Source organism: Flavobacterium enshiense (assembly GCF_022836875.1).
Lineage (GTDB): Bacteria > Bacteroidota > Bacteroidia > Flavobacteriales > Flavobacteriaceae > Flavobacterium > Flavobacterium enshiense_A.
This window is the reverse complement of record NZ_CP090376.1, coordinates 1,538,366-1,559,208: the sequence shown is the minus strand read 5'-3', so window position 1 is coordinate 1,559,208 and position 20,843 is coordinate 1,538,366. Positions and strand designations below refer to the sequence as shown.

The following is a 20,843-nucleotide window of genomic DNA, read 5'->3' as shown; positions in this document are numbered from 1 at the left end:
AATACCACAGTAAAATGAAAACAATAAAAATTTTAGCAATACTTACAATCGCTTTATTTTTCAGCAACTGCAGTAAAGGTCAAAATGCAGAAACAATTTCTGTTGCCGATTTTGAAACCAAATTAAGCGCTACCGAGAATGCACAGTTACTCGATGTAAGAACAGTCGGAGAATATACCGAAGGACATTTGGATAAAGCCAAAAACATCGACTGGAACGGAAATTCATTTGAAACCGAAGTTCAGAAACTTGACAAATCAAAACCTGTATTTGTATACTGCTTGGTTGGAGGACGAAGCAAAAAAGCAGCCGACAAATTGAAAGATATGGGCTTTACAACCGTTTACAATATGGACGGAGGTTACATGAAATGGAGTGAAGCGCATCCAAAAAGCCAGAAAATAGCAGATGCAGGAATGACCAAAACCGATTACGAAAAACTAATTGCTTCCGATAAAACGGTTGTAATTGATTTTTATGCGGAATGGTGCGGCCCTTGTAAAAAAATGGCTCCGTATCTGACCAAAATGGAAAAAGAATATCAAGGAAAAGCCAAAATAATTCGAGTGGATGCCGATAAAAACAAAGCCCTTTTCAATGAATTAGGCTATCAGGAACTTCCGGTAGTCATTGTCTTTAAAGACGGTAAAGAAACCTGGAAGAAAAAAGGTTTTGTATCGGAAGAGGAGTTAAAAGCACAGCTTAAGTAATTAAAAGCCTTAGATTCAATGCAGATAGAACACAATTTTTCACTTAAAAATTACAACACATTTGGCATCGAAGCCAAAGCAAAATCATTCGTAGAAGTTACCAATACTGATGAATTAGCTCAAATTTTAAAGGAGCACAAAAACGAAAAACTGTTCATCCTGGGCGGCGGAAGCAACATGCTTCTAACAAAAGACATTGATGCTTTGGTGGTTCACATCAATCTAAAAGGCCAAAAAGTCCTGAAAGAAGACGATGATTTTGTTTGGGTTCAGGGAAATGCAGGTGAAAATTGGCACGAGTTTGTATTGTGGAATCTGGAACAGAATTTCGGAGGCATCGAAAATATGTCATTAATCCCCGGAAATGTCGGCACTACTCCTATCCAAAACATTGGTGCTTACGGAACAGAAATCAAAGACACCATGGTTTCCTGCGAAGCCATGAAAATTGACACCCAGGAAATACATACGTTTACCAATGAAGAATGCCAATTTGGATACCGCGAAAGCATCTTCAAAAACGAGGCAAAAGACCAGTATGTTATCACTTCAGTTGTTTATAAACTGACGAAGAAAAATCATAAAATCAACACATCATACGGTGCCATTGACGGCGAATTAGCCAAACACAACATTACCAATCCTTCCATTAAGGATGTCAGCAATGCGGTGATTGCCATTCGTCAGAGTAAATTACCAGATCCAAAAGAACTGGGCAACAGCGGAAGTTTCTTCAAAAACCCGATTGTAGCTAAAGAACTTTACGAAAAAGCCCATGCCGAACATGCTGACATGCCTCACTATACCGTTGGCGAAAACGAAGTAAAAGTCCCAGCCGGTTGGTTAATCGAACAGGCCGGTTTCAAAGGAAAACGTTTTGGAGATGCCGGGGTACATAAATTACAAGCCTTGGTTTTGGTAAACTACGGAAACGCTACCGGTCAGGAAATCTTCAATTTATCAAAAGAAATACAAAAGACTGTGCTGGAGAAATTTGGCATTCCTATAGAAGCGGAAGTGAATATTATTTAATTGATTCATTAAATAATTCGTAATTTAAAAATGTACATACCCGAGCTATACAAAAACGAAAACGCAGCCGAAATCAAAAGCTTTTTAAAAAGCAACAGCTTTGGCGTTCTGGTAAATCAGACAGAAGGAAGACTTTGGGGAACCCACATCCCATTGGAACTGGAAACCAATCAACAAGGAAAAGAAGTGCTATTCGGACATATTTCCAAAGAAAACCCCCAATGGAAAGCCTTTGAGAACAACAATGATGTTTTGGCAATATTTTCGGGTCCACACTCCTACATATCTTCTTCCTGGTACGACCATGAGAACGTTCCTACATGGAATTACATCGCGGTTCACGTGTATGGCAAAACACGAATCATCGAGGGAAACGAAATGCTTTATGCTTTGAAAAAACTGGTCGACAAATACGAAGCCAATTCCAAAAACCCGGTGAGAATTGAGAATCTTTCCGCAGAAAGCATGAAACAGACAGAAGGCTTTGTGGCTTTTGAAATTGAAATCACCGAAATCCAAGCCGTTAAGAAACTTTCACAAAACCGAGATGATAAAAACCATGCCCTGATTATTTCGGAACTGGAAAAAAGCACAGACCAAAACGCCGTAACCATTGCCTGTGAAATGGCCCGGGAACGCAAACGATAATTCAAATCTGAAAGGTAATTTTTACGTTCTGTCAACTGTTAAAAACTCTTAAAAAACACTAAATACATATTAGAGTTTAGTAAACACTTTTTCATAAATTTGCTGCACACTTTTAACATCGATTCAGATTACCCATGCTGCAAATTTTACTTTACGTTTTTATCGGAATCATTGCCATTCAACTTTTTTACTATCTGATTGTTTTTGGGAAATTTGCATATGCCAAAGCCCAGAAGGTAACTCCGAAACGCATCCCGATTTCGGTAATTGTTTGTGCAAAAAACGAAGCAGAAAACGTAAAGAAATTCATTCCGCTTTTAGCGGAACAGAATTATTCTGATTATGAAATCGTGCTTATTGACGATGCTTCAAGCGACGAAACCCTGGAAATCTTTGAAGCCTTCCAGCGCAAGTACTCCAATATGAAATTAGTTAAAGTACAAAACAACGAAGCCTTTTGGGGCAACAAGAAATTTGCTTTAACATTGGGAATCAAAGCCGCTTCCAAAGAATACCTCCTTTTTACAGATGCTGACTGCTACCCTACTTCCAAAGACTGGATCTTAAACATGAGTGGGCAGTTTACCATGCACAAAACCATTGTTTTAGGTTATGGCGCTTATGAAAAAATTAAAGGCTCATTCCTTAATAAAATTATCCGTTTTGAAACCATGCTTACAGCTACCCAATACTTTTCATGGGCAAAAATGGGCAAACCGTACATGGGTGTCGGAAGAAATCTGGCATACAAACGCGAAGAATTTTTCAGGGTAAGCGGGTTTATGAACCACATGAACGTTCGCTCGGGCGACGATGATTTATTTATTAATCAGGCTGCTAAAGCAAACAATACTACCATTTGTTATGCTCCGGACAGTTTTACCGTTTCGAAACCAAAACAAACCTGGAAAGAATGGTTTAACCAGAAACGCCGACATGTATCAACAGCCAAATTATACAAAGGGTTCGATAAATTTCAGTTAACATTATACTATTTCAGTCAGCTGTCATTCCTGATTCTCGCAATTCTTTTGCTTGCATTTCAGTTCCAATGGATGATTGTGGGCGGATTGGTTGTTTTCCGATATTTATCCGCATGGATTACTTTAGGCTATGCCGCTGGCAAACTCAAAGAAAAAGACGTAATGTACTGGTTCCCTGTGATTGAAATTATCCTTATCTTCACACAACTAAATGTTTTCTTAACTAATTTAGTTTCAAAACCCGTACATTGGAAATAACTTCGGAAATCATACAGCAAAACATAGAAAAAGCAAAAAAAGGAGACCAGGTAGCCTTTACTTTTTTATTGGATCTTTTTTGGAATGAAGTTTACGGGTTCATGCTTAAACGCACAGAAAATGAAACCGATACCGAAGACATCGTCATTGAAACTTTCGCGAAAGCATTTGATAAAATAGCAACCTACAATCCTGAATTTGGGTTCAACACCTGGTTGATTGCTATCGCCAAAAATGTACATATCGACATGCTTCGCAAGAAAAAATCGTCATTATTCGTCGACTTCAATGATGAAGAAGACCGACAAGCTTATGATATAGCCGACACTACCCCAAGCGTTGAAGACGAAATAATCAAAGAACAAAACCTTGCCCGACTTCTTTTGTTCATAAAAGAATTGAAACCGGCCTATCAAGAAGTGATACAATTGCGTTATTTTCAGGAAATGAGTTATCAGGAAATTGCCGATGAACTCAACGAACCTTTGAACAATGTAAAAATCAAACTTTTACGCGCCAAGAAACTTCTTGCGGAAATCATTCAGAAAAAACGCTAAAGAACTTATTCATCTTTAAAAAAGCACATCTTTTACACGCGTTATATTTATTAAAAATGTTAATACAAACTTTATTTTATATTATTTTAACATTTTAAATACTACAACCTCATAGTTTTCGTTATTTAAATAAAACAATTTATTTAACCTTAAAACTATTTATCATGTCCAAAATCAACATTTACGAAACCGGTTGGCTTAACATGGTTTTCGAAGGTAGAAACAAAGCCTATGGCGCTTATCAGCTAAGATCTGAAAATCCAAAAACAACAGTAAAAGCCTTTTTCTCTGCAATACTTTTATTAGCCGGTGTGGCAGCAATCCCGGTATTGATTAACTATCTGGAACCTAAAAAAGTCACCGCAGATGTCACTCCCCTCACTCTCGATGACGACATCATACTCGTAGATGCAGATACATTTATAGAGGAAGAACCTAAAAAAAAGGATATTGGCCCAGCTGATTCAAAACCTTTAACAGACGAAAAGGTTATCAAATATGTCAACATGGTTCCGACAGAAAAAGAAAAAGTAACAGAAGAAGCAACTAGAAACGAAGAATTAGAAACCGGAAAAATCGGAACAACAAATCAGGACGGCAATGAAAGCAACAGTAACACTGCGGCCGTAACAACGACAACTGATCCCAATGGCGGATCAGGAAACGAAAATCCATCTACTGTTGAAGTACTCGGAACATTAGAAGTGATGCCACAATATCCGGGCGGTGTAGCTGCTTTCCTGAATACTGTCGGCAAAAAATTCAAAACACCCGAGGTAGACGAAAACGTTAAATTATTGCGAGTGATCGTTTATTTTGTTATTGAAAAAGACGGGACACTTTCAAATATTAAAGTAACGAAAGATCCGGGCTACAACCTTGGCAAAGAAGCGGAAAGGGTTTTAAAAAGCATAAATACAAAGTGGACTCCAGGTTATAAAAACGGAAAACCTGTACGAACCGCCTACACCCTTCCTATCACTGTCAACATCCAATAAAAAAGCAAAACTCCGGTTTTGCTTTTTTATTTATAATTCTTCGCCATGAACCTCATCACCCTTGAGTGAACTGTTAAGAAAAACATATCCGATAATCCCCGCCGCAAGAGACGAAATCATAATCGCTATTTTAGAAACAGTAACAGCCTCTGGATATGACTTGAACGCCAGAAGAGTGATAAAAATAGACATAGTAAAACCGATACCCGCCATAAAACCCACAGCTAAAACATGTTTCCATCTTACACCGGGCGGTAAACTGCACCATCCCAAAGCGACTGCGAGAAAGCAAAACAGTAAAATACCGAGAGGCTTACCCGTTACTAATCCAAAAAAGATACCGATACTGTTTTCATGAATCAATCCTTCAACCCAGTCACTTTCAATAAAAATAGCAGTATTAGCCAAAGCAAAGACCGGCAAAACAAAAAAGGCCACCGGTTTATGAAGAAAGTGCTGCATCTTTGAGGAAATCGTTTTCTCGCTCCCATCCCCAAACGGAATTACGAATGCCAGCAAAACACCTGAAATAGTAGCATGGATTCCTGAATTCAGCATAAAATACCACATTCCAATCCCGCCAATTATATAAGGAATCCAACTGGACACTTTCATCCGATTAAAAATGAATAACACTCCCATAATCCCTAAAGCAATGCCTAAATTGAACAGCGAAAGATTATCAGTATAAAAAAAAGCAATTACTAAAATCGCCCCAAGGTCATCAATAACAGCTAAGGCGGTTAAAAAAACTTTTAAAGATGTTGGCACCCTATTCCCCAGTAACGACAAAGCTCCCAAAGCAAAAGCGATATCGGTAGCCATCGGAATTCCGGCGCCAGGCTGAGTAGGAGTTCCGTAGTTAAAAAACATGTAAATCCCTGCCGGAACCAACATTCCTCCTACGGCAGCGATTATAGGTAAAAGCGCATTCTTAATCTTAGATAATTCACCGATATAGACCTCTCGTTCTAACTCCAATCCAATCAATAAAAAGAAGATAGTCATCAGTCCGTCGTTTATCCAATGTTCCACCGAATGATGCCCCAGTTGGTAATGCCATATTTGCTCATAGTTTTCCCTAACTATAGAATTCGCCAGAACCAGAGAAACAATCGTACATATAATCAAAATAATTCCGGAGGCTTTTTCACTTTCAAAAAAATCGGCAAACAATTTGGTTACTTTCATCGGATTTTGGCTTTTAAAATGATTAACCGCTAAAATAGCATTTTTTATCCGGACAGAAAAAACACCGGGAACCTATCCAACCCTCCCTATTAAAAATGCGTTAAACGAGTCGTCAGATTAACAACAATGCTTATCTTTGCACAAATATTTTTGAGAAGATGAACACGGTTTTAGAATCCAATATAGTTCCCACAGGAAAACCAAAATGGTTACGCGTAAAGCTTCCTACAGGTAAAAAATACACTGAATTAAGAGGATTGGTTGACAAATACAACCTAAACACTATCTGTACTTCAGGAAGTTGCCCTAACATGGGTGAATGCTGGGGGGACGGAACCGCTACGTTCATGATTCTTGGAAATGTTTGTACGCGTTCGTGCGGATTTTGCGGTGTAAAAACCGGAAGACCGGAAACAGTGGATTGGGACGAACCGGAAAAAGTAGCCCGTTCCATCAAAATCATGAACATTAAACACGCTGTTATAACCAGCGTTGACCGTGACGATATCAAAGACATGGGATCTATCATATGGGCGGAAACCGTAAAGGCTATCAGAAGAATGAATCCTGAAACCACTTTAGAAACGCTGATTCCAGATTTTCAGGGAGTGGAAAGAATCATTGATCGAATTATTGAAGTGAGTCCGGAAGTAGTTTCCCACAACATGGAAACCGTTCGTCGCTTAACCCGAGAAGTACGCATCCAGGCAAAATACGACAGAAGTTTAGCTGTCTTGAAATATCTGAAAGATCAAGGTATCCGCAGAACCAAGTCGGGAATTATGCTTGGTCTTGGCGAGACTGAAGAAGAAGTAATCCAAACGATGAAAGATTTACGCGAAGCGAATGTGGATATCGTAACTATCGGACAGTACTTACAACCAAGTAAAAAACACTTACCGGTCAAGGAATTCATCACACCGGAACAATTTGCAAAATACGAGCAGATCGGAAAAGAATTAGGCTTCCGTCACGTTGAAAGCGGCGCGTTAGTTCGTTCTTCATACCATGCTCAAAAACATATTTTATAATTCCGAATGTCTAAAACACGAATAGCAATAAACGGATTTGGCCGTATTGGCCGTAATCTGTTCCGATTATTACTCAATCATCCCACGATTGAAGTAATTGCTATTAACGACATTGCCGATGTAAAAACTATGGCTCACCTGGTGAAATACGACAGTATTCACGGAGTATTGCCTTATACCGTTACCTCAACCGATAATTCTATCATTGTTGACGGAAAGCCCTTTTTATTCTTCAACGAAAAGAAAATTTCAGACCTTGACTGGAGTAGTTCCAATATCGATTTTGTAATTGAATCTACAGGAAAACACAAAACCTACGAGGATATCAGTCAACATATCACTGTTGGAGCAAAAAGAGTCATCCTATCGGCTCCTTCGGAAACAGAATTGATAAAAACGGTTGTTTTAGGTGTAAACGAGCACATTCTCGACGGAAACGAACACATCGTTTCCAATGCAAGCTGTACTACTAACAACGCAGCTCCGATGATTAAAGTCATTGAGGAGTTATGCGGCATTGAACAAGCTTATATTACCACCGTTCACTCGTTTACAACAGATCAGAGTTTACACGACCAGCCACATAAAGATTTGAGAAGAGCCCGCGGCGCCTCACAATCAATTGTTCCTACGACCACTGGGGCAGCAAAAGCTATCACAAAAATCTTCCCACATCTGGAAGGAAAAATGGGCGGTTGCGGTATCAGGGTCCCGGTTCCGGACGGTTCGTTGACCGACATAACTTTCAACGTAAAAAGGGAAGTTTCGATTGAGGAAATCAACAGCGCTTTTAAAAAAGCATCTGAAAACGAACTTAAAAACATCCTTGATTATACGGAAGACCCTATTGTTTCTGTCGACATTTTAGGCAATACCAACTCCTGTCTTTTTGATGCCCAACTGACATCTGTAATTGACAAGATGGTTAAAGTTGTCGGATGGTATGACAATGAAATAGGCTATTCCTCGCGAATAATTGACCTCATAAGTTTTCTTTCTAAGAAATAATTTCCTATATTTATGCGAATTTCGAGCATAATACAATATGAGGCATTTATACATTTTACTCTTTTTTTTAATAGCAAAACTTAATTGTTTTTCACAAGAGAAAAATGCAACTATTAATGTTGACAGTGTACCCTATTATCTAGAAGTTTCAAATTTCCACAAGAGCAGCTTTGATTACGACAAAGCACTTATCTATGCCAGAAAGGCGAAACAATATGCCATTAAAAACAAACTTCAGCGCGAACTGGCAGACAGCCATCTTTCCATCGGATGTATTTACAATGAATTGGATAGGCAGGATGAAGCCATTGAAAATTACATCCGCAGTATAACCATTTACAATGACTTAGAAGCTTCATCAAACAGCGCTTTTTGTTACTATTCCCTTGGAATAAGCTATCTTAGAAAAAACAATCTGAATCTTGCCGATAATTATTTCAACAAGGCTTTGGCCGAATATAAAACGGTAAATGTTCCGGAAGCAACTGATTTAATTGAACTTCAAAAGGGGATTATAGAAAAACACAAAGGCAACACCAAAGAGGCTATAAAAAAATTCAATGCCATCACAGCCAAAGCTTCCCTTGAAACTGTTCCCGACGCAAAAGTGGAGGCCTATTTTGAACTGGCAGAAATAGACACCAAAACTAATCCACAATCGGCTATCAGCAATCTGGAAAAGGCCTATGAAATCTCAAAAGAAGGTCACAATACCAATCAAAAATTACGGATACTCAAACGTTTGAGTGCTCTCTACGAATCAACGGACAACATAATCAAAGCCCACAACTACTTAAAAAAGTTCAATATTCTCCGTGATTCTATTTTCAACATCAGAACAAAAACGACTGACGTACCAGCTTACGAAAGGTACATCGCAATGGAACAATTAAAATCTATTGACAAGACAAACAGGGAAAATAAAGCGCAGGAAAAATCAATTAAATTCTCCAAACTGATCAGCATCCTGAGTATCGCCTTAATATCCATTCTATCCCTTTTAAGTCTTTCTCTGTACAAAAACAATATAATCCGAACAAAAACAAATCAGCTCCTAAAAGACAAAAACCAGGAGCTTGAAATTGAAAAAGAAAAAGCGGAAAGAGCCTCAAAAGCACGTGCTGAATTCCTTTCAACGGTAAGCCACGAATTGCGAACCCCGTTGAACGCCATTAATGGAATCACACATATCCTGATTGAAGACAACCCAAAACCCACCCAGATGAATTACCTAAATTCATTGAAGTTTTCAGGAAATTATCTACTGACATTCATAAACGACATCCTTGAAATAAACCGTGTTGAATCCGATGCTGTTGAAGTAGAAAACATCGACTTCGATTTAAGGGATTTACTTGAAAATATTGTCGGTTCATTCTCCGAAATAGCGAACAAAAACAAAACGGTTTACCATCTTGAAATTGATGAAAAGATTCCTTCCACTTTAATTGGAGACCCAACAAAATTGTCTCAAATTTTCATCAATCTTATCAACAACGCCATTAAGTTCACTACAAACGGAAATGTCTGGGTTTCAGCCACAATCAAAAAAGAAAAAACAAATTCCGTCAAGATACATTTTGAAGTACGCGATACCGGAATAGGAATACCTAAAGACCGATTGAACACAATTTTTGACAGTTTCACCCAAGGCTCAGTAGAAATAAACAGAAAATATGGCGGTACCGGTCTGGGGCTGGCCATTGTCAAAAGACTAGTCGCTTTACTGGGAGGCAAAATCAAACTGGAAAGCGAGGAAGGCAAAGGGTCGCGGTTCCATTTCGATGTTTCTTTCAACATCAGCAACAATGTAATCGAAAAAAGAACAGAGCCTGTCTATGATGAAAGTTTACTGGTAGGCAAAAAAATCCTTTTGGTTGAAGACAACAAAATCAATCAGATGATTACGCAGAAAATGTTGGAAAGAAAGAAAATGCATTGCCATATAATTGAAAATGGTGAGGACGCCGTAGAACATATGCGTGACAATATTTATGATTTGGTTTTAATGGACGTCCACCTTCCAGGCATCAACGGAACCATCGCCACAGAACATATCCGGAAATTCAATCAGGAAACCCCTATTATTGCACTTACAGCAATTTCTTTAGATGAAAACAAGGAAATGCTGCTTTCTTACGGAATGACCGATGTAATCACAAAACCGTTTGATCCGGACAAATTCTATGAAGTCATAGCTGTCACCATCTGTCAAAGAATCAATACTGAATAATTAAATTTTTGATTAGGTTTCTGACTTTAGGCTCAGCTTCTTTTGCTGCTTCCAAAACTTCAGCATGAGAAACTGTTCCGATACTTGCTTCGTCGCCCATATCTGTAATCACAGAAACACCAAAGGTTTCCAGCTCCATATGCCTAGCCACAATAACCTCAGGAACCGTTGACATCCCGACACAATCACAACCTAACGCTTTAACCATTTTGTATTCGGCTAAGGTTTCAAAAGTCGGCCCCTGCAACCCGAGGTAAACTCCTTCCTTAATCTCAATACCCAATAAAACTGCAATTTCTTTGGCTTTGCTGATCATTTTCTGACTGTATGGTTCACTCATATTAACGAAACGAGGACCAAAACGTTCGTCATTTTTTCCACGAAGCGGATGCTCCGGCATCATATTCACATGGTCTTTTATCAACACAACAGAACCCACCTTATAATTCGGATTCACTCCTCCGGAAGCATTGGATACGATAAGTTTATCAACCCCTAAATACTTCATTACACGCACAGGAAAAGTAACCTGCTTCATGTCATATCCCTCATAAAAATGAAAACGACCTTGCATAGCAACCAACTTTTTCCCCCCGACAGTCCCAAAAACCAATGCACCTTTGTGGCCTTCAACCGTAGAAACCGGAAAATTTGGAATTTCACTGTAAGGCAACGTATGCTCGATTTGGATATCATCTGTAAATCCACCCAAACCGGAACCCAAAATCACACCGTATTCCGGAGTAAAACCAGTCGTTTCTTTTATATAATTAACGGTTTCCTGTACTTGTTCCCACATATTGCTTAATTGTTTTATCAAAATCTTCCTGAGCGGTTATAAACGAACTCATAATCGGCAAATAGTACAATTGTTCTTTTGGCAATTTCCCTTTTAAACGGACAAAATCTTTTTCGGTCGTTACGATGATATTACCCCTTGCTTTTGTTCTTATTGTTTCTATGTCCTGTTGCGTAAAATCGTGATGATCAGGAAAGACCAACCTTCCGTTTTTTTCAGCCTGTAAATGCGTAAAAAAAGGTTCCGGCTTAGCGATTCCCGCCAATATCAATTTATCTTTCGATATGATTTCTTCTAACGGAAATCTCCCTTCTTCAGAGTACACATGACTGTCGTAGTCGATGAATGTAAAAAACACCTGCTGACGGTTAGCTACATTCAATCGCGATTTTATGTCATCCTGTTGTTCCTTGGTTAGTTGCGGCGGACATTTAGTTACCACTATCACATCAGCACGTTCCGCCCCGCTCCTGCTCTCTCTTAAGTTTCCTGCCGGAAGTATCAAATCGTCACAATACAAATCACTGTAAGCAGTAAGCAATATATAAAACCCTGCTTTTACTTTTCGGTGCTGAAATGCGTCATCCAATAAAATAATTTCGGGTGCATCCTTCTGAGAAAGAAGCTGCGTAATTCCATTCACCCTGTTTGCATCCACCGCAACCTGAATGTCTGGAAATTTCTGATGAAACTGGTACGGCTCATCACCCAGTATTTCAGCATTAGAAGCAGCATCTGCCAAAACAAAACCTTCCGATTTTCTTTTATACCCGCGGCTTAGTGTTGCTATTTTATAGTTTTTAGACAACAATCTTATCAGATATTCGATTTGGGGCGTCTTACCTGTCCCGCCCACACTTAAATTCCCAACAGCAATAACCGGAAGGTCAAAAGACACGGATTTCAAAATTCCCTTATCAAACAAAAAATTGCGTATGGAGGTGACCAGCCCGTACAAAACGGAGAACGGAAAGAGTAATTTACGAAGAAAATTCATAATACGAATGTAGCTATTTTTTATCTTTTTGAAAAAAGTTATAGGTTTATTCGTTACTTTGTTATTCAGAAAATTATTCCACATGAAGATCGCAGAAATCCTTTCCCGTTTAGAAGAAATGGCGCCACTGGCCTACGCAGAAGATTTTGACAATGTCGGACTTTTAGTAGGAGACGCCAATATCGAAGCCACCGGAGTCCTAGTTTGCCACGATGCTTTAGAATCCGTAATTGACGAAGCCATTGCAAAAAAATGCAATCTGGTTGTTTGTTTCCATCCGATTTTGTTTTCGGGATTGAAGAAAATTACCGGAAAAAACTATGTGGAACGCGCCATAATCAAAGCTATTAAAAACGATATTGCCATTTATGCCATACACACAGCTTTGGACAATCACAAACAGGGCGTCAACAAAATTTTCTGCAATGCTTTAGGCCTAACCAACACCAAGATACTTGTTCCGAAACAAAATTTCATTCAAAAACTGGTTACCTATACGATTCCAGAAAATGTGGAAGAACTGCGCAATGCGTTATTTGATGCCGGAGCGGGAAAAATTGGCAATTATGAAGACTGTAGTTTTAATTCAAAAGGCATCGGAACCTATATGGGCAATGAAGACAGCAATCCGCAGGTCGGAGAACGTTTTGAATTTGTAGAAAATGACGAAATCAAAATCGAAGTGACTTTCGAGAAACATTTGCAGGGAAAAATCCTGAAAGCGCTCTTTAAAAAACATGCGTATGAAGAAGTAGCGTATGAAATTTACAATTTAGAGAACCAACATCAGAATATCGGTCTGGGAATGATCGGCGAATTAGCGGCTGAAATGCCGGAACATGATTTCCTTCAATTTGTAAAAGAAAAAATGGATTGCGGCGGTATCCGACACAGTCAGTTTTTAAACAAACCGATAAAAAAAGTAGCTGTTTTAGGCGGGTCGGGAAGTTTTGCCATAAAGAAGGCCATAGCTTCCGGAGCGGATGCTTTCCTTACGGCTGATTTGAAATACCACCAGTTTTATGAGGCCGAAAACAAGCTCTTATTGGCCGATATCGGACATTTTGAAAGTGAAAGATTTACAAAAAACTATATAGTTGATTATCTTACCGAAAAAATTAGTAATTTTGCAATCATTTTATCGCAAGAAAATACAAATCCAGTTAAGTACTTTTAAAATATGGCAAACATCAAAGAACTAAGTGTAGAAGAAAAATTAAGAGCTCTTTATGATTTACAGCTAGTCGATTCAAGAATCGATGAGATCAGAAATGTTAGAGGAGAACTACCTCTTGAAGTGGAAGATTTAGAAGATGAAGTTGCTGGATTAAGCACTCGTTTAGACAAATTAAAAAACGATTTAGAGACTATCGAAGAGCAAATCAAGGAAAAGAAAAATGCTATCGAAAACCACAAAGAATCGATTAAAAAATACGCACAGCAACAAAAAGAAGTTCGCAACAACAGAGAATTCAACGCATTAACAAAAGAAGTTGAGTTTCAGGAGTTGGAAATCCAATTGGCTGAGAAGCACATTCGCGAAATGAAAGCTTCTATTGAACACAAAAAAACGGTTTTAGGTGAAACTAAAGAAAGATTAGACGCTAAACAAACCCACTTGAAACACAAAAAATCAGAGTTAAGTGACATCATGGCTGAAACAGAAAAAGAAGAAAACTTCTTATCTGGTAAATCAGTAGAATTCCGCGATCAAATCGAAGAGCGTTTATTAAGCGCCTATGACAGAATCAGAACCAGCGTGAGAAACGGTTTGGCTGTTGTTTCAATCGAGCGTGGTGCTTCTGCAGGATCATTCTTCACTATTCCGCCTCAAACACAAATGGAGATTGCTTCCAGAAAGAAAATCATCACCGATGAGCACAGTGGAAGAATTTTGGTGGACAGCGCTTTAGCCGATGAAGAAAAAGAAAAAATTCAGCAATTATTTGCGAAATTATAAGTAACTTAAAGTCTCCAAACGGAGGCTTTTTTTTATGGAACAAATCGACAAAATAGCTTATTTCATCCTAACAAAATCCATCGGGTTATATATCAACCTGATGAGCTATTTTTTTCCCGAAAAAGCAACCTTGTTAGCCTACAAATACTTTGCGGTGCCACGAAGCGGAAAACTGCTCCCTAATACCATTCCAGACATCCTAAAAGAAGCAGAACACGAAGTCCTCGTTCATGAAGACCACAGTATTCAAACCTATACCTGGAAAGGCAATGAAAACAAGATATTACTTGTTCACGGATGGGAAAGTAATGCGTCCCGATGGGAACAATTCATCAAATATTTAAGAAAATCGAAAAGCACTATCATCGCATTAGACGGCCCGGGACAAGGACTCTCCAGCGGTCTCGAGTTCAACATTCCGCAATACGCAAAACATGTCAACGCTTTGGTTGAACGTTTTCAACCGCAATACATTATCGGACATTCCATGGGAGGAGCAACTTGTTTATATTATCATTTCAAGTACAACAATCCCATTTTACAAAAAATGGTCATTTTAGGAGCTCCGAGCGAGTTTGAAATTCTCCTGAACAATTACAAAAAAACTATCAGTCTTAATAACAAAACTTTTCAATTACTGACTGAGAAGTTCACAGAACGCTTCAACCTGCATCCATCTGAGTTTTCAGGAAAAAGATTCGCTTCGACATTCAACCTTAAGGGATTAATAGCGCATGATATAGACGACGATGTCGTTGCTTTCAATGAAGGCAGAGAAATTGCAAACGCATGGAAATCAGCTAAATTCATTGAAACCAAAGGTTTAGGACACAGCTTACATGACGAAAAACTGTATCAGCTAATCAACATCTTTTTGTTCGAAGAATAAGATTATCGTTTTATGATTTTTTTAGTCTGCGTTCTTTTTCCATCAGTTATTTTCACAAAATACAATCCATGAGATAGTTTTGCTACGTCATACCCATTATAGCCGGAATGTACGGGTTGTTCTACAACTTTTTGCCCTAAAGCCGTGTAAATTTCCAATTTAGCATTATCGTCAATCGATTGTTGAATAATTAATTCCAAATGATTATCCACTGGATTAGGAAACACTGTAAAAGCCAAAGTTTCATTTTTAGCAACATTCAGAGCCTGATTAATTTGCAAAATAGCCGCCTGCATGTTAGGCAAAGGCCCTATGTTTCCGGCAACCCCAGTACCTTGCGGAATTCCGGTTGTTTGCAATAATTGACGCATCGCCAGTGGTGTCAAATATTTTCCCGTAAGACTTTGGTAATAGGACTGAAGTACAACCACGCAAGAAGCCACTATAGGTGTAGCAGAACTTGTTCCCGAAAAATTGGTATACCCCTGATTAAAATCACCTCCAATCTTTATCAGATCACCATAACCACAAGCGCGAACATTATTGGCCCAACCCTGAACATCCACACGAGAGCCATAAGTACTATAAGAAATTCTGTTATGCGCCAGGTCTTCGGTCCCTCCTCCAACGATAATGGCCCCTGAGTTCCCTCTAGCCATATAAGAGGCATAATAAGCCGAATCCAAATTCTGATTCCCGTTAGCTGCAGCTTCAACGATAATTATTCCTGAATCAGTAGCTGCCTTGGTTAAATCCCAGACAACACTGTTAAATTCTGCTGGAACATAAGCATTGTTCTCCCCGTAAGCCTGCATTTCATACACAATCACATCGCCGGCAACTGAATTAGCAATGGCCTGTGTAACAGCATTTACCCTGCTATAACCGCTTTGTTGCCATTCCGGAAACAGCACCATTTCTGAAGCACCATAAGCCATTCCTGAAATTCCATAAGCACCCTTATCGGCATACATGATACCAAAAACCGAAGTGCCGTGCTCTGTATAAGAAGGCGTGGCATTTGTTGAAATATTCATTCCGGGAGCAATGAAAGCATTGCGATCTACTAATTCTTCATGATTCTTGTTAAAACCGTATTCCACATCACGAATACGAATACCGCTACCGGTCAGCCCCAATTCCCAAGCATATCGCATGTCTACACCTGGATTTGCATCCAAGTAAGTTTGAATAGCCTCATAATTTGGTGTTGATGGCGTAATATCATTAGGAGGAGCAATCGGTTGTAAAGGCAATAAACTACAGTAATTAACCTCGTTCAATTCTTCCAAACGTTTTGCAAGAGCTAATTGGCGTTCATTGGTAGGATTTTCAATAGCCACTTTAAGTATGTTCTGTAATTTCAAAACCGATTTCCCATCATGTCCGTTTTGTTTGGCAGCCAAAAAAAGTGCACCAATTTTTTTATCAGGAATTGAAATCCCTTTTTGAAATCGGACCCCAAATTCCTCCATTACGTGCCTAATTTTATCAACCTGTGAAAACACCTGTTGATAATTTTCATCCTTAAAAACAAACTGTTCAGAAAAAGAAACATACAATTCGTGTTGATCGGTATTGGGAACCAAATACAACTCTCCTTTCCTGCTTTGGGCAAAAAGAGACAAGTTGAACAACAGGAATAGCAGTAAAGTTTTCTTCAATTCGCTAACAATTTAAGCCTCAAAGATATAAAAAAGTTAATCTACACTCTAAAAGAGAATGCCTTTAATTTAAATAAGTACTATTTTTGTACTATGGAAGAAAACAAAACACGCATCAACAAATTCCTTTCGGAAACAGGTTATTGCTCAAGAAGAGAAGCTGACAAACTCCTTGAAGAAGGCCGCATAACCATCAACGGAATAGTTCCTGAAATGGGTACAAAAGTGTCGCAGGAAGATGAAATCCGCGTGGACGGAAGGTTGATCCGAGAAAAAACTTCCAAACCGATTTACCTAGCATTCAACAAACCGGTCGGAATCGAATGCACAACGAATCAGAACGTAAAAAACAATATCGTTGATTATATCAACTACCCAAAACGAATTTTCCCGATCGGACGACTGGACAAAGCCAGTGAAGGACTGATTTTCATGACCGATGACGGGGATATCGTAAACAAAATTCTTCGTGCACGGAACAACCACGAAAAAGAATATGTCGTAACCGTAAACAAACCAATCACCGAACGCTTTATTCAGCGAATGGGTAACGGCGTACCTATTTTGGATACCATTACCAAAAAATGTAAAGTTGAGCAAATCAGTAAGTTTGTTTTCCGAATCATACTTACACAAGGTTTGAACCGACAAATTCGCCGTATGTGTGAATATTTAGGCTATGAAGTGACTGGTTTGAAACGTATCCGAATCATCAATATTTCTTTAGACGTACCAATCGGACGCTACCGCGATTTAACAGATGCTGAAATCCAGGAACTAAACCAACTTATTGAACCTTCCAGCAAAACGGAAGAAGCGAGTTTACCAAAAGTGGAAACGAAAAGACCCGCTCAACGCGAATTCAAAAAAACGCTTCCACCGAGAAACAGTAATCGGAGACCAAACCGAAAGTAGATAGTAACCAATGTTTTTATTTTCTTAGGTGAATAATTTCGACTCGCTTAAAAAATAAAACCCAAGATTTAAATCTTGGGTTTTTTATTTTTCTATAAAGGTTTTTCCATAACGAAATCCTCCATGAGATAACCATTACCTATTTCAATATCTTCCTGATGGATGATTTCAAAACCAAGGCGTTTATAGAATTCCTGAGCGTTGTTATATCTATTTACATTAAGAAAAACATGCGAGTTTCCTGCTTTGAGAGCTGCTTTTTCAACTTCTGACAAAAGCAGTTTCCCTAATCCTTTTCCTTGTGTTTCCGGCAATACATAAATTTTATGCAATTTGGTTTTCCCGGCAGATTTGCAATTTACTTCGTATGAGGCAAACCCGTAAAAAACTTCATTTTCTTTCGCCAGTAAAAACACATGCCCCTTTCCCAACTGCTCTTCCAAAGCCGGTATGGCATAGAAATTCTCAAGCATATAATCCAACTGAGCTTCCGAGAGAATTTCCCCGTAAGTATCCGGCCAGATTTTATACGCTAAATCGCGAATAATGGACAATTGATTTTTATCGGCAATGAATACCTGCATTTATTTTGCCATTTTTTGTTCTCTGGCCAATAAAGTATTTTTCATTAGCATGGCGATAGTCATAGGTCCTACTCCACCAGGAACAGGTGTAATGAAAGATGCTTTCTTTGAAACATTTTCAAAATCAACATCGCCGGTAATTACATATCCTTTTGGATTATTTTCATCCGGCACACGAGTGATTCCCACGTCGATTACCACTACATCATCCTTAACCATTTCGGCTTTCAAATAATTTGGCACCCCTAAAGCAGTAATGATGATATCAGCCTGGCTGGTAATTTGGGTAATGTTTTTAGTATGACTGTGCGTTAATGTAACCGTTGAGTTCCCAGGGAATCCTTTACGGCCCATCAAAATACTCATCGGACGCCCTACAATGTGGCTTCTTCCGATAACTACAGTATGTTTTCCGGCTGTATCCACGTTGTAACGCTCCAACAACTCCAAAATTCCGAATGGTGTTGCCGGAATGAACGTACTCATATCCAACGCCATTTTCCCGAAGTTTTCAGGGTGAAAACCATCAACATCTTTACTCGGGTCAATTGCCATAAGCACTTTCTGCTCGTCAATTTGCTCCGGTAATGGCAACTGAACAATGAATCCGTCGATATTACTATCTTCGTTCAATTCCTTAATTTTTCTCAGCAATTCAGTTTCCGAAGTAGTACTTGGCATTTTAACCAGTGTCGATTCAAAGCCCACACGCTCGCAAGCTTTTACTTTGCTTCCAACATAAGTCAAACTTGCACCATCATTACCTACGATGATTGCAGCCAAATGAGGCACTTTTTCCCCTTTAGCTTTCATCTTCTGAACTTCGGCAGCAATTTCCACCTTAATATCTTCTGCAGTCTTTTTTCCGTCTAATAGTTGCATTTTATATCTGTTGTATTTTATTAAAAAAAGAAGACGCGATTGCTCACGTCTTTATTATCTCTCTATCTCATTCCTTTCATTCCGCCCATCATTCGCATTAGGTTTTTACCTCCTGCTCCCTGCATCATCTTCATCATTTTGCTCATCTGGTCGAACTGTTTCAGCAACTGATTTACCTGTTGGATATCGGTACCCGAACCTTTTGCGATTCTCAGTTTACGTTTTGCATCTAAAAGTGCAGGTTTAGTCCTTTCTTCAGGTGTCATCGAATGAATAATCGCCTCAATATGTTTGAAAGCATCATCTTCAATCTCTACGTCTTTTAACGCTTTTCCTGCTCCTGGGATCATGCCTACTAAGTCTTTCATGTTACCCATTTTTTTCACTTGCTGGATTTGTGTTAAGAAATCGTCGAAACCGAATTCGTTTTTGGCAATTTTCTTCTGTAATTTACGTGCTTCTTCTTCATCGTATTGCTCCTGCGCTCTTTCCACCAAGGAAACAACGTCTCCCATTCCAAGAATACGATCTGCCATACGAGACGGGTAGAAAACGTCAATCGCTTCCATTTTTTCACCCGTACCGATAAATTTAATCGGTTTATTCACTACGGATTTGATGGAAATCGCTGCTCCACCACGGGTATCACCATCCAATTTGGTCAATACTACCCCGTCAAAATTCAATCGGTCATTAAACGCTTTTGCTGTATTCACGGCATCCTGTCCAGTCATGGAATCCACTACAAATAGTGTTTCCTGAGGCTGAATAGCTTTGTGAACGTTTGCGATCTCGGTCATCATCTCTTCATCCACCGCCAAACGACCGGCCGTATCGACAATTACAACATTGAAACCGTTAGATTTAGCATGTCTGATTGCATTTTCGGCAATAGAAACGGCGTTTTTATTTTCAGGCTCTGAATATACTTCAACACCTATCTGCTCACCAACTACATGCAACTGATTAATCGCCGCAGGACGGTAAATATCACAAGCTACCAAAAGCGGTTTCTTTCCTTTTTTGGTTTTAAGGAAATTAGCCAACTTTCCGGAGAAGGTTGTTTTACCCGAACCTTGTAAACCTGACATCAAAATCACGGTAGGACTTCCTGTCAAGGTAATTCCTGACACATCACCTCCCATCAATTCGGTCAACTCATCTTTTACGAGTTTCACCATCAACTGACCTGGCTGTAATGTAGTTAATACATCCTGACCGATTGCTTTCTCTTTTACACGTGTGGTAAAATCTTTGGCAATCTTAAAGTTAACATCGGCATCAAGTAAAGCACGACGAACCTCTTTTAAAGTATCAGCAACGTTTACTTCAGTGATTTTTCCGTGTCCTTTTAATATATGAAAGGCTTTATCGAGTTTATCGCTTAAATTATCAAACATGATAGTTTTTGTTTAATGAGGTGCAAAGATAATATAAAGTCGCAAAGGTGCAAAGTGACAGAGGTGCAAAGTTTTAACTTCCTTACACTAAAAAACCAGCCCTC

20 protein-coding genes are annotated in these 20,843 nt (G+C 39.0%); 13 read left to right on the top strand and 7 right to left on the bottom strand.

The window, feature by feature from the left end; all coding sequences use genetic code 11:
* Window positions 1-14 precede the first annotated feature (14 nt).
* The 6 genes from LZF87_RS06990 (at window position 15) to LZF87_RS06965 (ending at window position 5,186) form a co-directional block, all read left to right on the top strand.
* On the top strand, window positions 15-710 hold the full coding sequence (locus LZF87_RS06990) for a thioredoxin domain-containing protein (protein WP_244343567.1): 696 nt from the start codon (window positions 15-17) through the stop codon (window positions 708-710).
* Window positions 711-728: 18 nt separating this feature from the next.
* On the top strand, window positions 729-1,742 hold the full coding sequence (gene murB / locus LZF87_RS06985) for a UDP-N-acetylmuramate dehydrogenase (protein WP_244343564.1): 1,014 nt from the start codon (window positions 729-731) through the stop codon (window positions 1,740-1,742).
* A gap of 30 nt (window positions 1,743-1,772) precedes the next feature.
* Window positions 1,773-2,390: an FMN-binding negative transcriptional regulator gene (locus tag LZF87_RS06980; protein ID WP_244343561.1), complete on the top strand. Its 618-nt coding sequence runs from the start codon at window positions 1,773-1,775 to the stop codon at window positions 2,388-2,390.
* 134 nt (window positions 2,391-2,524) lie between these two features.
* Window positions 2,525-3,631, top strand: a complete 1,107-nt coding sequence (locus LZF87_RS06975) for a glycosyltransferase (protein ID WP_244343560.1) — start codon at window positions 2,525-2,527, stop codon at window positions 3,629-3,631.
* The gene (locus LZF87_RS06970; protein ID WP_244343559.1) at window positions 3,622-4,188 is read left to right on the top strand and encodes an RNA polymerase sigma factor; all 567 of its coding nucleotides are present in this window, start codon (window positions 3,622-3,624) and stop codon (window positions 4,186-4,188) included. Before LZF87_RS06975 ends, LZF87_RS06970 begins: the two co-directional genes overlap by 10 nt.
* 164 nt (window positions 4,189-4,352) lie before the next feature.
* Window positions 4,353-5,186 (top strand): energy transducer TonB, encoded by an 834-nt coding sequence (locus LZF87_RS06965; protein WP_244343558.1) that lies wholly within the window; start codon window positions 4,353-4,355, stop codon window positions 5,184-5,186.
* Between the two features lie 30 nt (window positions 5,187-5,216).
* Here the strand turns inward: LZF87_RS06965 and nhaA are convergent, their stop codons facing one another.
* Window positions 5,217-6,377 (bottom strand): Na+/H+ antiporter NhaA, encoded by a 1,161-nt coding sequence (gene nhaA / locus LZF87_RS06960; RefSeq protein ID WP_244343555.1) that lies wholly within the window; start codon window positions 6,375-6,377, stop codon window positions 5,217-5,219.
* Window positions 6,378-6,535: 158 nt separating this feature from the next.
* On the opposite strand from nhaA, the gene lipA reads away from it, so the two are divergent.
* Genes lipA through LZF87_RS06945 form a run of 3 tightly spaced genes read left to right on the top strand, consistent with a single transcriptional unit; the run spans window position 6,536 to window position 10,649 of the window.
* The gene (gene lipA / locus LZF87_RS06955; protein WP_244343554.1) at window positions 6,536-7,408 is read left to right on the top strand and encodes a lipoyl synthase; all 873 of its coding nucleotides are present in this window, start codon (window positions 6,536-6,538) and stop codon (window positions 7,406-7,408) included.
* Between the two features lie 6 nt (window positions 7,409-7,414).
* Window positions 7,415-8,416 carry a type I glyceraldehyde-3-phosphate dehydrogenase gene (gene gap, locus LZF87_RS06950; RefSeq protein WP_244343537.1) on the top strand — a complete coding sequence of 334 codons (1,002 nt, stop codon included), beginning with the start codon at window positions 7,415-7,417 and terminating at the stop codon, window positions 8,414-8,416.
* A gap of 37 nt (window positions 8,417-8,453) precedes the next feature.
* Window positions 8,454-10,649 carry a tetratricopeptide repeat-containing hybrid sensor histidine kinase/response regulator gene (locus LZF87_RS06945; protein ID WP_244343533.1) on the top strand — a complete coding sequence of 732 codons (2,196 nt, stop codon included), beginning with the start codon at window positions 8,454-8,456 and terminating at the stop codon, window positions 10,647-10,649.
* Here LZF87_RS06945 and LZF87_RS06940 read toward each other — a convergent pair.
* Together LZF87_RS06940 and lpxK are read right to left on the bottom strand one after the other, a co-directional pair.
* The gene (locus tag LZF87_RS06940; RefSeq protein ID WP_244343531.1) at window positions 10,636-11,448 is read right to left on the bottom strand and encodes a purine-nucleoside phosphorylase; all 813 of its coding nucleotides are present in this window, start codon (window positions 11,446-11,448) and stop codon (window positions 10,636-10,638) included. The two genes, LZF87_RS06945 and LZF87_RS06940, sit on opposite strands and share 14 nt — an antisense overlap.
* A complete protein-coding gene (lpxK, locus tag LZF87_RS06935; RefSeq protein WP_244343527.1) occupies window positions 11,420-12,445 on the bottom strand; it encodes a tetraacyldisaccharide 4'-kinase in 1,026 nt (341 codons plus the stop codon). The genes LZF87_RS06940 and lpxK overlap by 29 nt, the downstream gene beginning before the upstream one ends.
* An 82-nt stretch (window positions 12,446-12,527) precedes the next feature.
* Here lpxK and LZF87_RS06930 point away from each other — a divergent pair, with 82 nt between their 5' ends.
* Genes LZF87_RS06930 through LZF87_RS06920 form a run of 3 tightly spaced genes read left to right on the top strand, consistent with a single transcriptional unit; the run spans window position 12,528 to window position 15,294 of the window.
* Window positions 12,528-13,622, top strand: coding sequence for a Nif3-like dinuclear metal center hexameric protein (locus tag LZF87_RS06930; RefSeq protein ID WP_244343521.1), 1,095 nt, complete (start codon window positions 12,528-12,530; stop codon window positions 13,620-13,622).
* Window positions 13,623-13,625: 3 nt separating this feature from the next.
* Window positions 13,626-14,405 (top strand): zinc ribbon domain-containing protein, encoded by a 780-nt coding sequence (locus LZF87_RS06925; RefSeq protein ID WP_244343512.1) that lies wholly within the window; start codon window positions 13,626-13,628, stop codon window positions 14,403-14,405.
* A gap of 34 nt (window positions 14,406-14,439) precedes the next feature.
* Entirely contained in the window at window positions 14,440-15,294 is an 855-nt protein-coding gene (locus LZF87_RS06920) for an alpha/beta hydrolase (RefSeq protein WP_244343509.1), read from the top strand.
* A 2-nt stretch (window positions 15,295-15,296) separates the two neighbouring features.
* Here LZF87_RS06920 and LZF87_RS06915 read toward each other — a convergent pair whose 3' ends face one another.
* Window positions 15,297-16,958: a S8 family peptidase gene (locus tag LZF87_RS06915; RefSeq protein WP_244343486.1), complete on the bottom strand. Its 1,662-nt coding sequence runs from the start codon at window positions 16,956-16,958 to the stop codon at window positions 15,297-15,299.
* Window positions 16,959-17,051: 93 nt separating this feature from the next.
* Here LZF87_RS06915 and rluF point away from each other — a divergent pair, with 93 nt between their 5' ends.
* Complete coding sequence (gene rluF, locus LZF87_RS06910; RefSeq protein ID WP_244343483.1) at window positions 17,052-17,873, top strand: 23S rRNA pseudouridine(2604) synthase RluF; 822 nt, start codon at window positions 17,052-17,054, stop codon at window positions 17,871-17,873.
* Between the two features lie 92 nt (window positions 17,874-17,965).
* On the opposite strand, the gene LZF87_RS06905 is transcribed toward rluF, so the two are convergent.
* The 3 genes from LZF87_RS06905 to ffh form a co-directional block, all read right to left on the bottom strand.
* Window positions 17,966-18,457: a GNAT family N-acetyltransferase gene (locus LZF87_RS06905; protein ID WP_244343481.1), complete on the bottom strand. Its 492-nt coding sequence runs from the start codon at window positions 18,455-18,457 to the stop codon at window positions 17,966-17,968.
* Window positions 18,458-19,339 carry a bifunctional 5,10-methylenetetrahydrofolate dehydrogenase/5,10-methenyltetrahydrofolate cyclohydrolase gene (locus LZF87_RS06900; protein ID WP_244343480.1) on the bottom strand — a complete coding sequence of 294 codons (882 nt, stop codon included), beginning with the start codon at window positions 19,337-19,339 and terminating at the stop codon, window positions 18,458-18,460. It lies immediately after the preceding gene.
* 62 nt (window positions 19,340-19,401) lie between these two features.
* Window positions 19,402-20,739, bottom strand: a complete 1,338-nt coding sequence (gene ffh / locus LZF87_RS06895; protein ID WP_244343478.1) for a signal recognition particle protein — start codon at window positions 20,737-20,739, stop codon at window positions 19,402-19,404.
* Window positions 20,740-20,843 lie beyond the last annotated feature (104 nt).

Coding starts and splice junctions, on each gene's coding strand:
- LZF87_RS06900 (WP_244343480.1), bottom strand. CDS start 19,339: ATGCAACTATTAGACGGAAAAAAGACTGCAGAAGATATTAAGGTGGAA.
- LZF87_RS06965 (WP_244343558.1), top strand. CDS start 4,353: ATGTCCAAAATCAACATTTACGAAACCGGTTGGCTTAACATGGTTTTC.
- LZF87_RS06990 (WP_244343567.1), top strand. CDS start 15: ATGAAAACAATAAAAATTTTAGCAATACTTACAATCGCTTTATTTTTC.
- LZF87_RS06940 (WP_244343531.1), bottom strand. CDS start 11,448: ATGTGGGAACAAGTACAGGAAACCGTTAATTATATAAAAGAAACGACT.
- murB (WP_244343564.1), top strand. CDS start 729: ATGCAGATAGAACACAATTTTTCACTTAAAAATTACAACACATTTGGC.
- ffh (WP_244343478.1), bottom strand. CDS start 20,739: ATGTTTGATAATTTAAGCGATAAACTCGATAAAGCCTTTCATATATTA.
- LZF87_RS06980 (WP_244343561.1), top strand. CDS start 1,773: ATGTACATACCCGAGCTATACAAAAACGAAAACGCAGCCGAAATCAAA.
- LZF87_RS06930 (WP_244343521.1), top strand. CDS start 12,528: ATGAAGATCGCAGAAATCCTTTCCCGTTTAGAAGAAATGGCGCCACTG.
- LZF87_RS06920 (WP_244343509.1), top strand. CDS start 14,440: ATGGAACAAATCGACAAAATAGCTTATTTCATCCTAACAAAATCCATC.
- lpxK (WP_244343527.1), bottom strand. CDS start 12,445: ATGAATTTTCTTCGTAAATTACTCTTTCCGTTCTCCGTTTTGTACGGG.
- lipA (WP_244343554.1), top strand. CDS start 6,536: ATGAACACGGTTTTAGAATCCAATATAGTTCCCACAGGAAAACCAAAA.
- nhaA (WP_244343555.1), bottom strand. CDS start 6,377: ATGAAAGTAACCAAATTGTTTGCCGATTTTTTTGAAAGTGAAAAAGCC.
- rluF (WP_244343483.1), top strand. CDS start 17,052: ATGGAAGAAAACAAAACACGCATCAACAAATTCCTTTCGGAAACAGGT.
- LZF87_RS06975 (WP_244343560.1), top strand. CDS start 2,525: ATGCTGCAAATTTTACTTTACGTTTTTATCGGAATCATTGCCATTCAA.
- LZF87_RS06945 (WP_244343533.1), top strand. CDS start 8,454: ATGAGGCATTTATACATTTTACTCTTTTTTTTAATAGCAAAACTTAAT.
- LZF87_RS06905 (WP_244343481.1), bottom strand. CDS start 18,457: ATGCAGGTATTCATTGCCGATAAAAATCAATTGTCCATTATTCGCGAT.
- gap (WP_244343537.1), top strand. CDS start 7,415: ATGTCTAAAACACGAATAGCAATAAACGGATTTGGCCGTATTGGCCGT.
- LZF87_RS06925 (WP_244343512.1), top strand. CDS start 13,626: ATGGCAAACATCAAAGAACTAAGTGTAGAAGAAAAATTAAGAGCTCTT.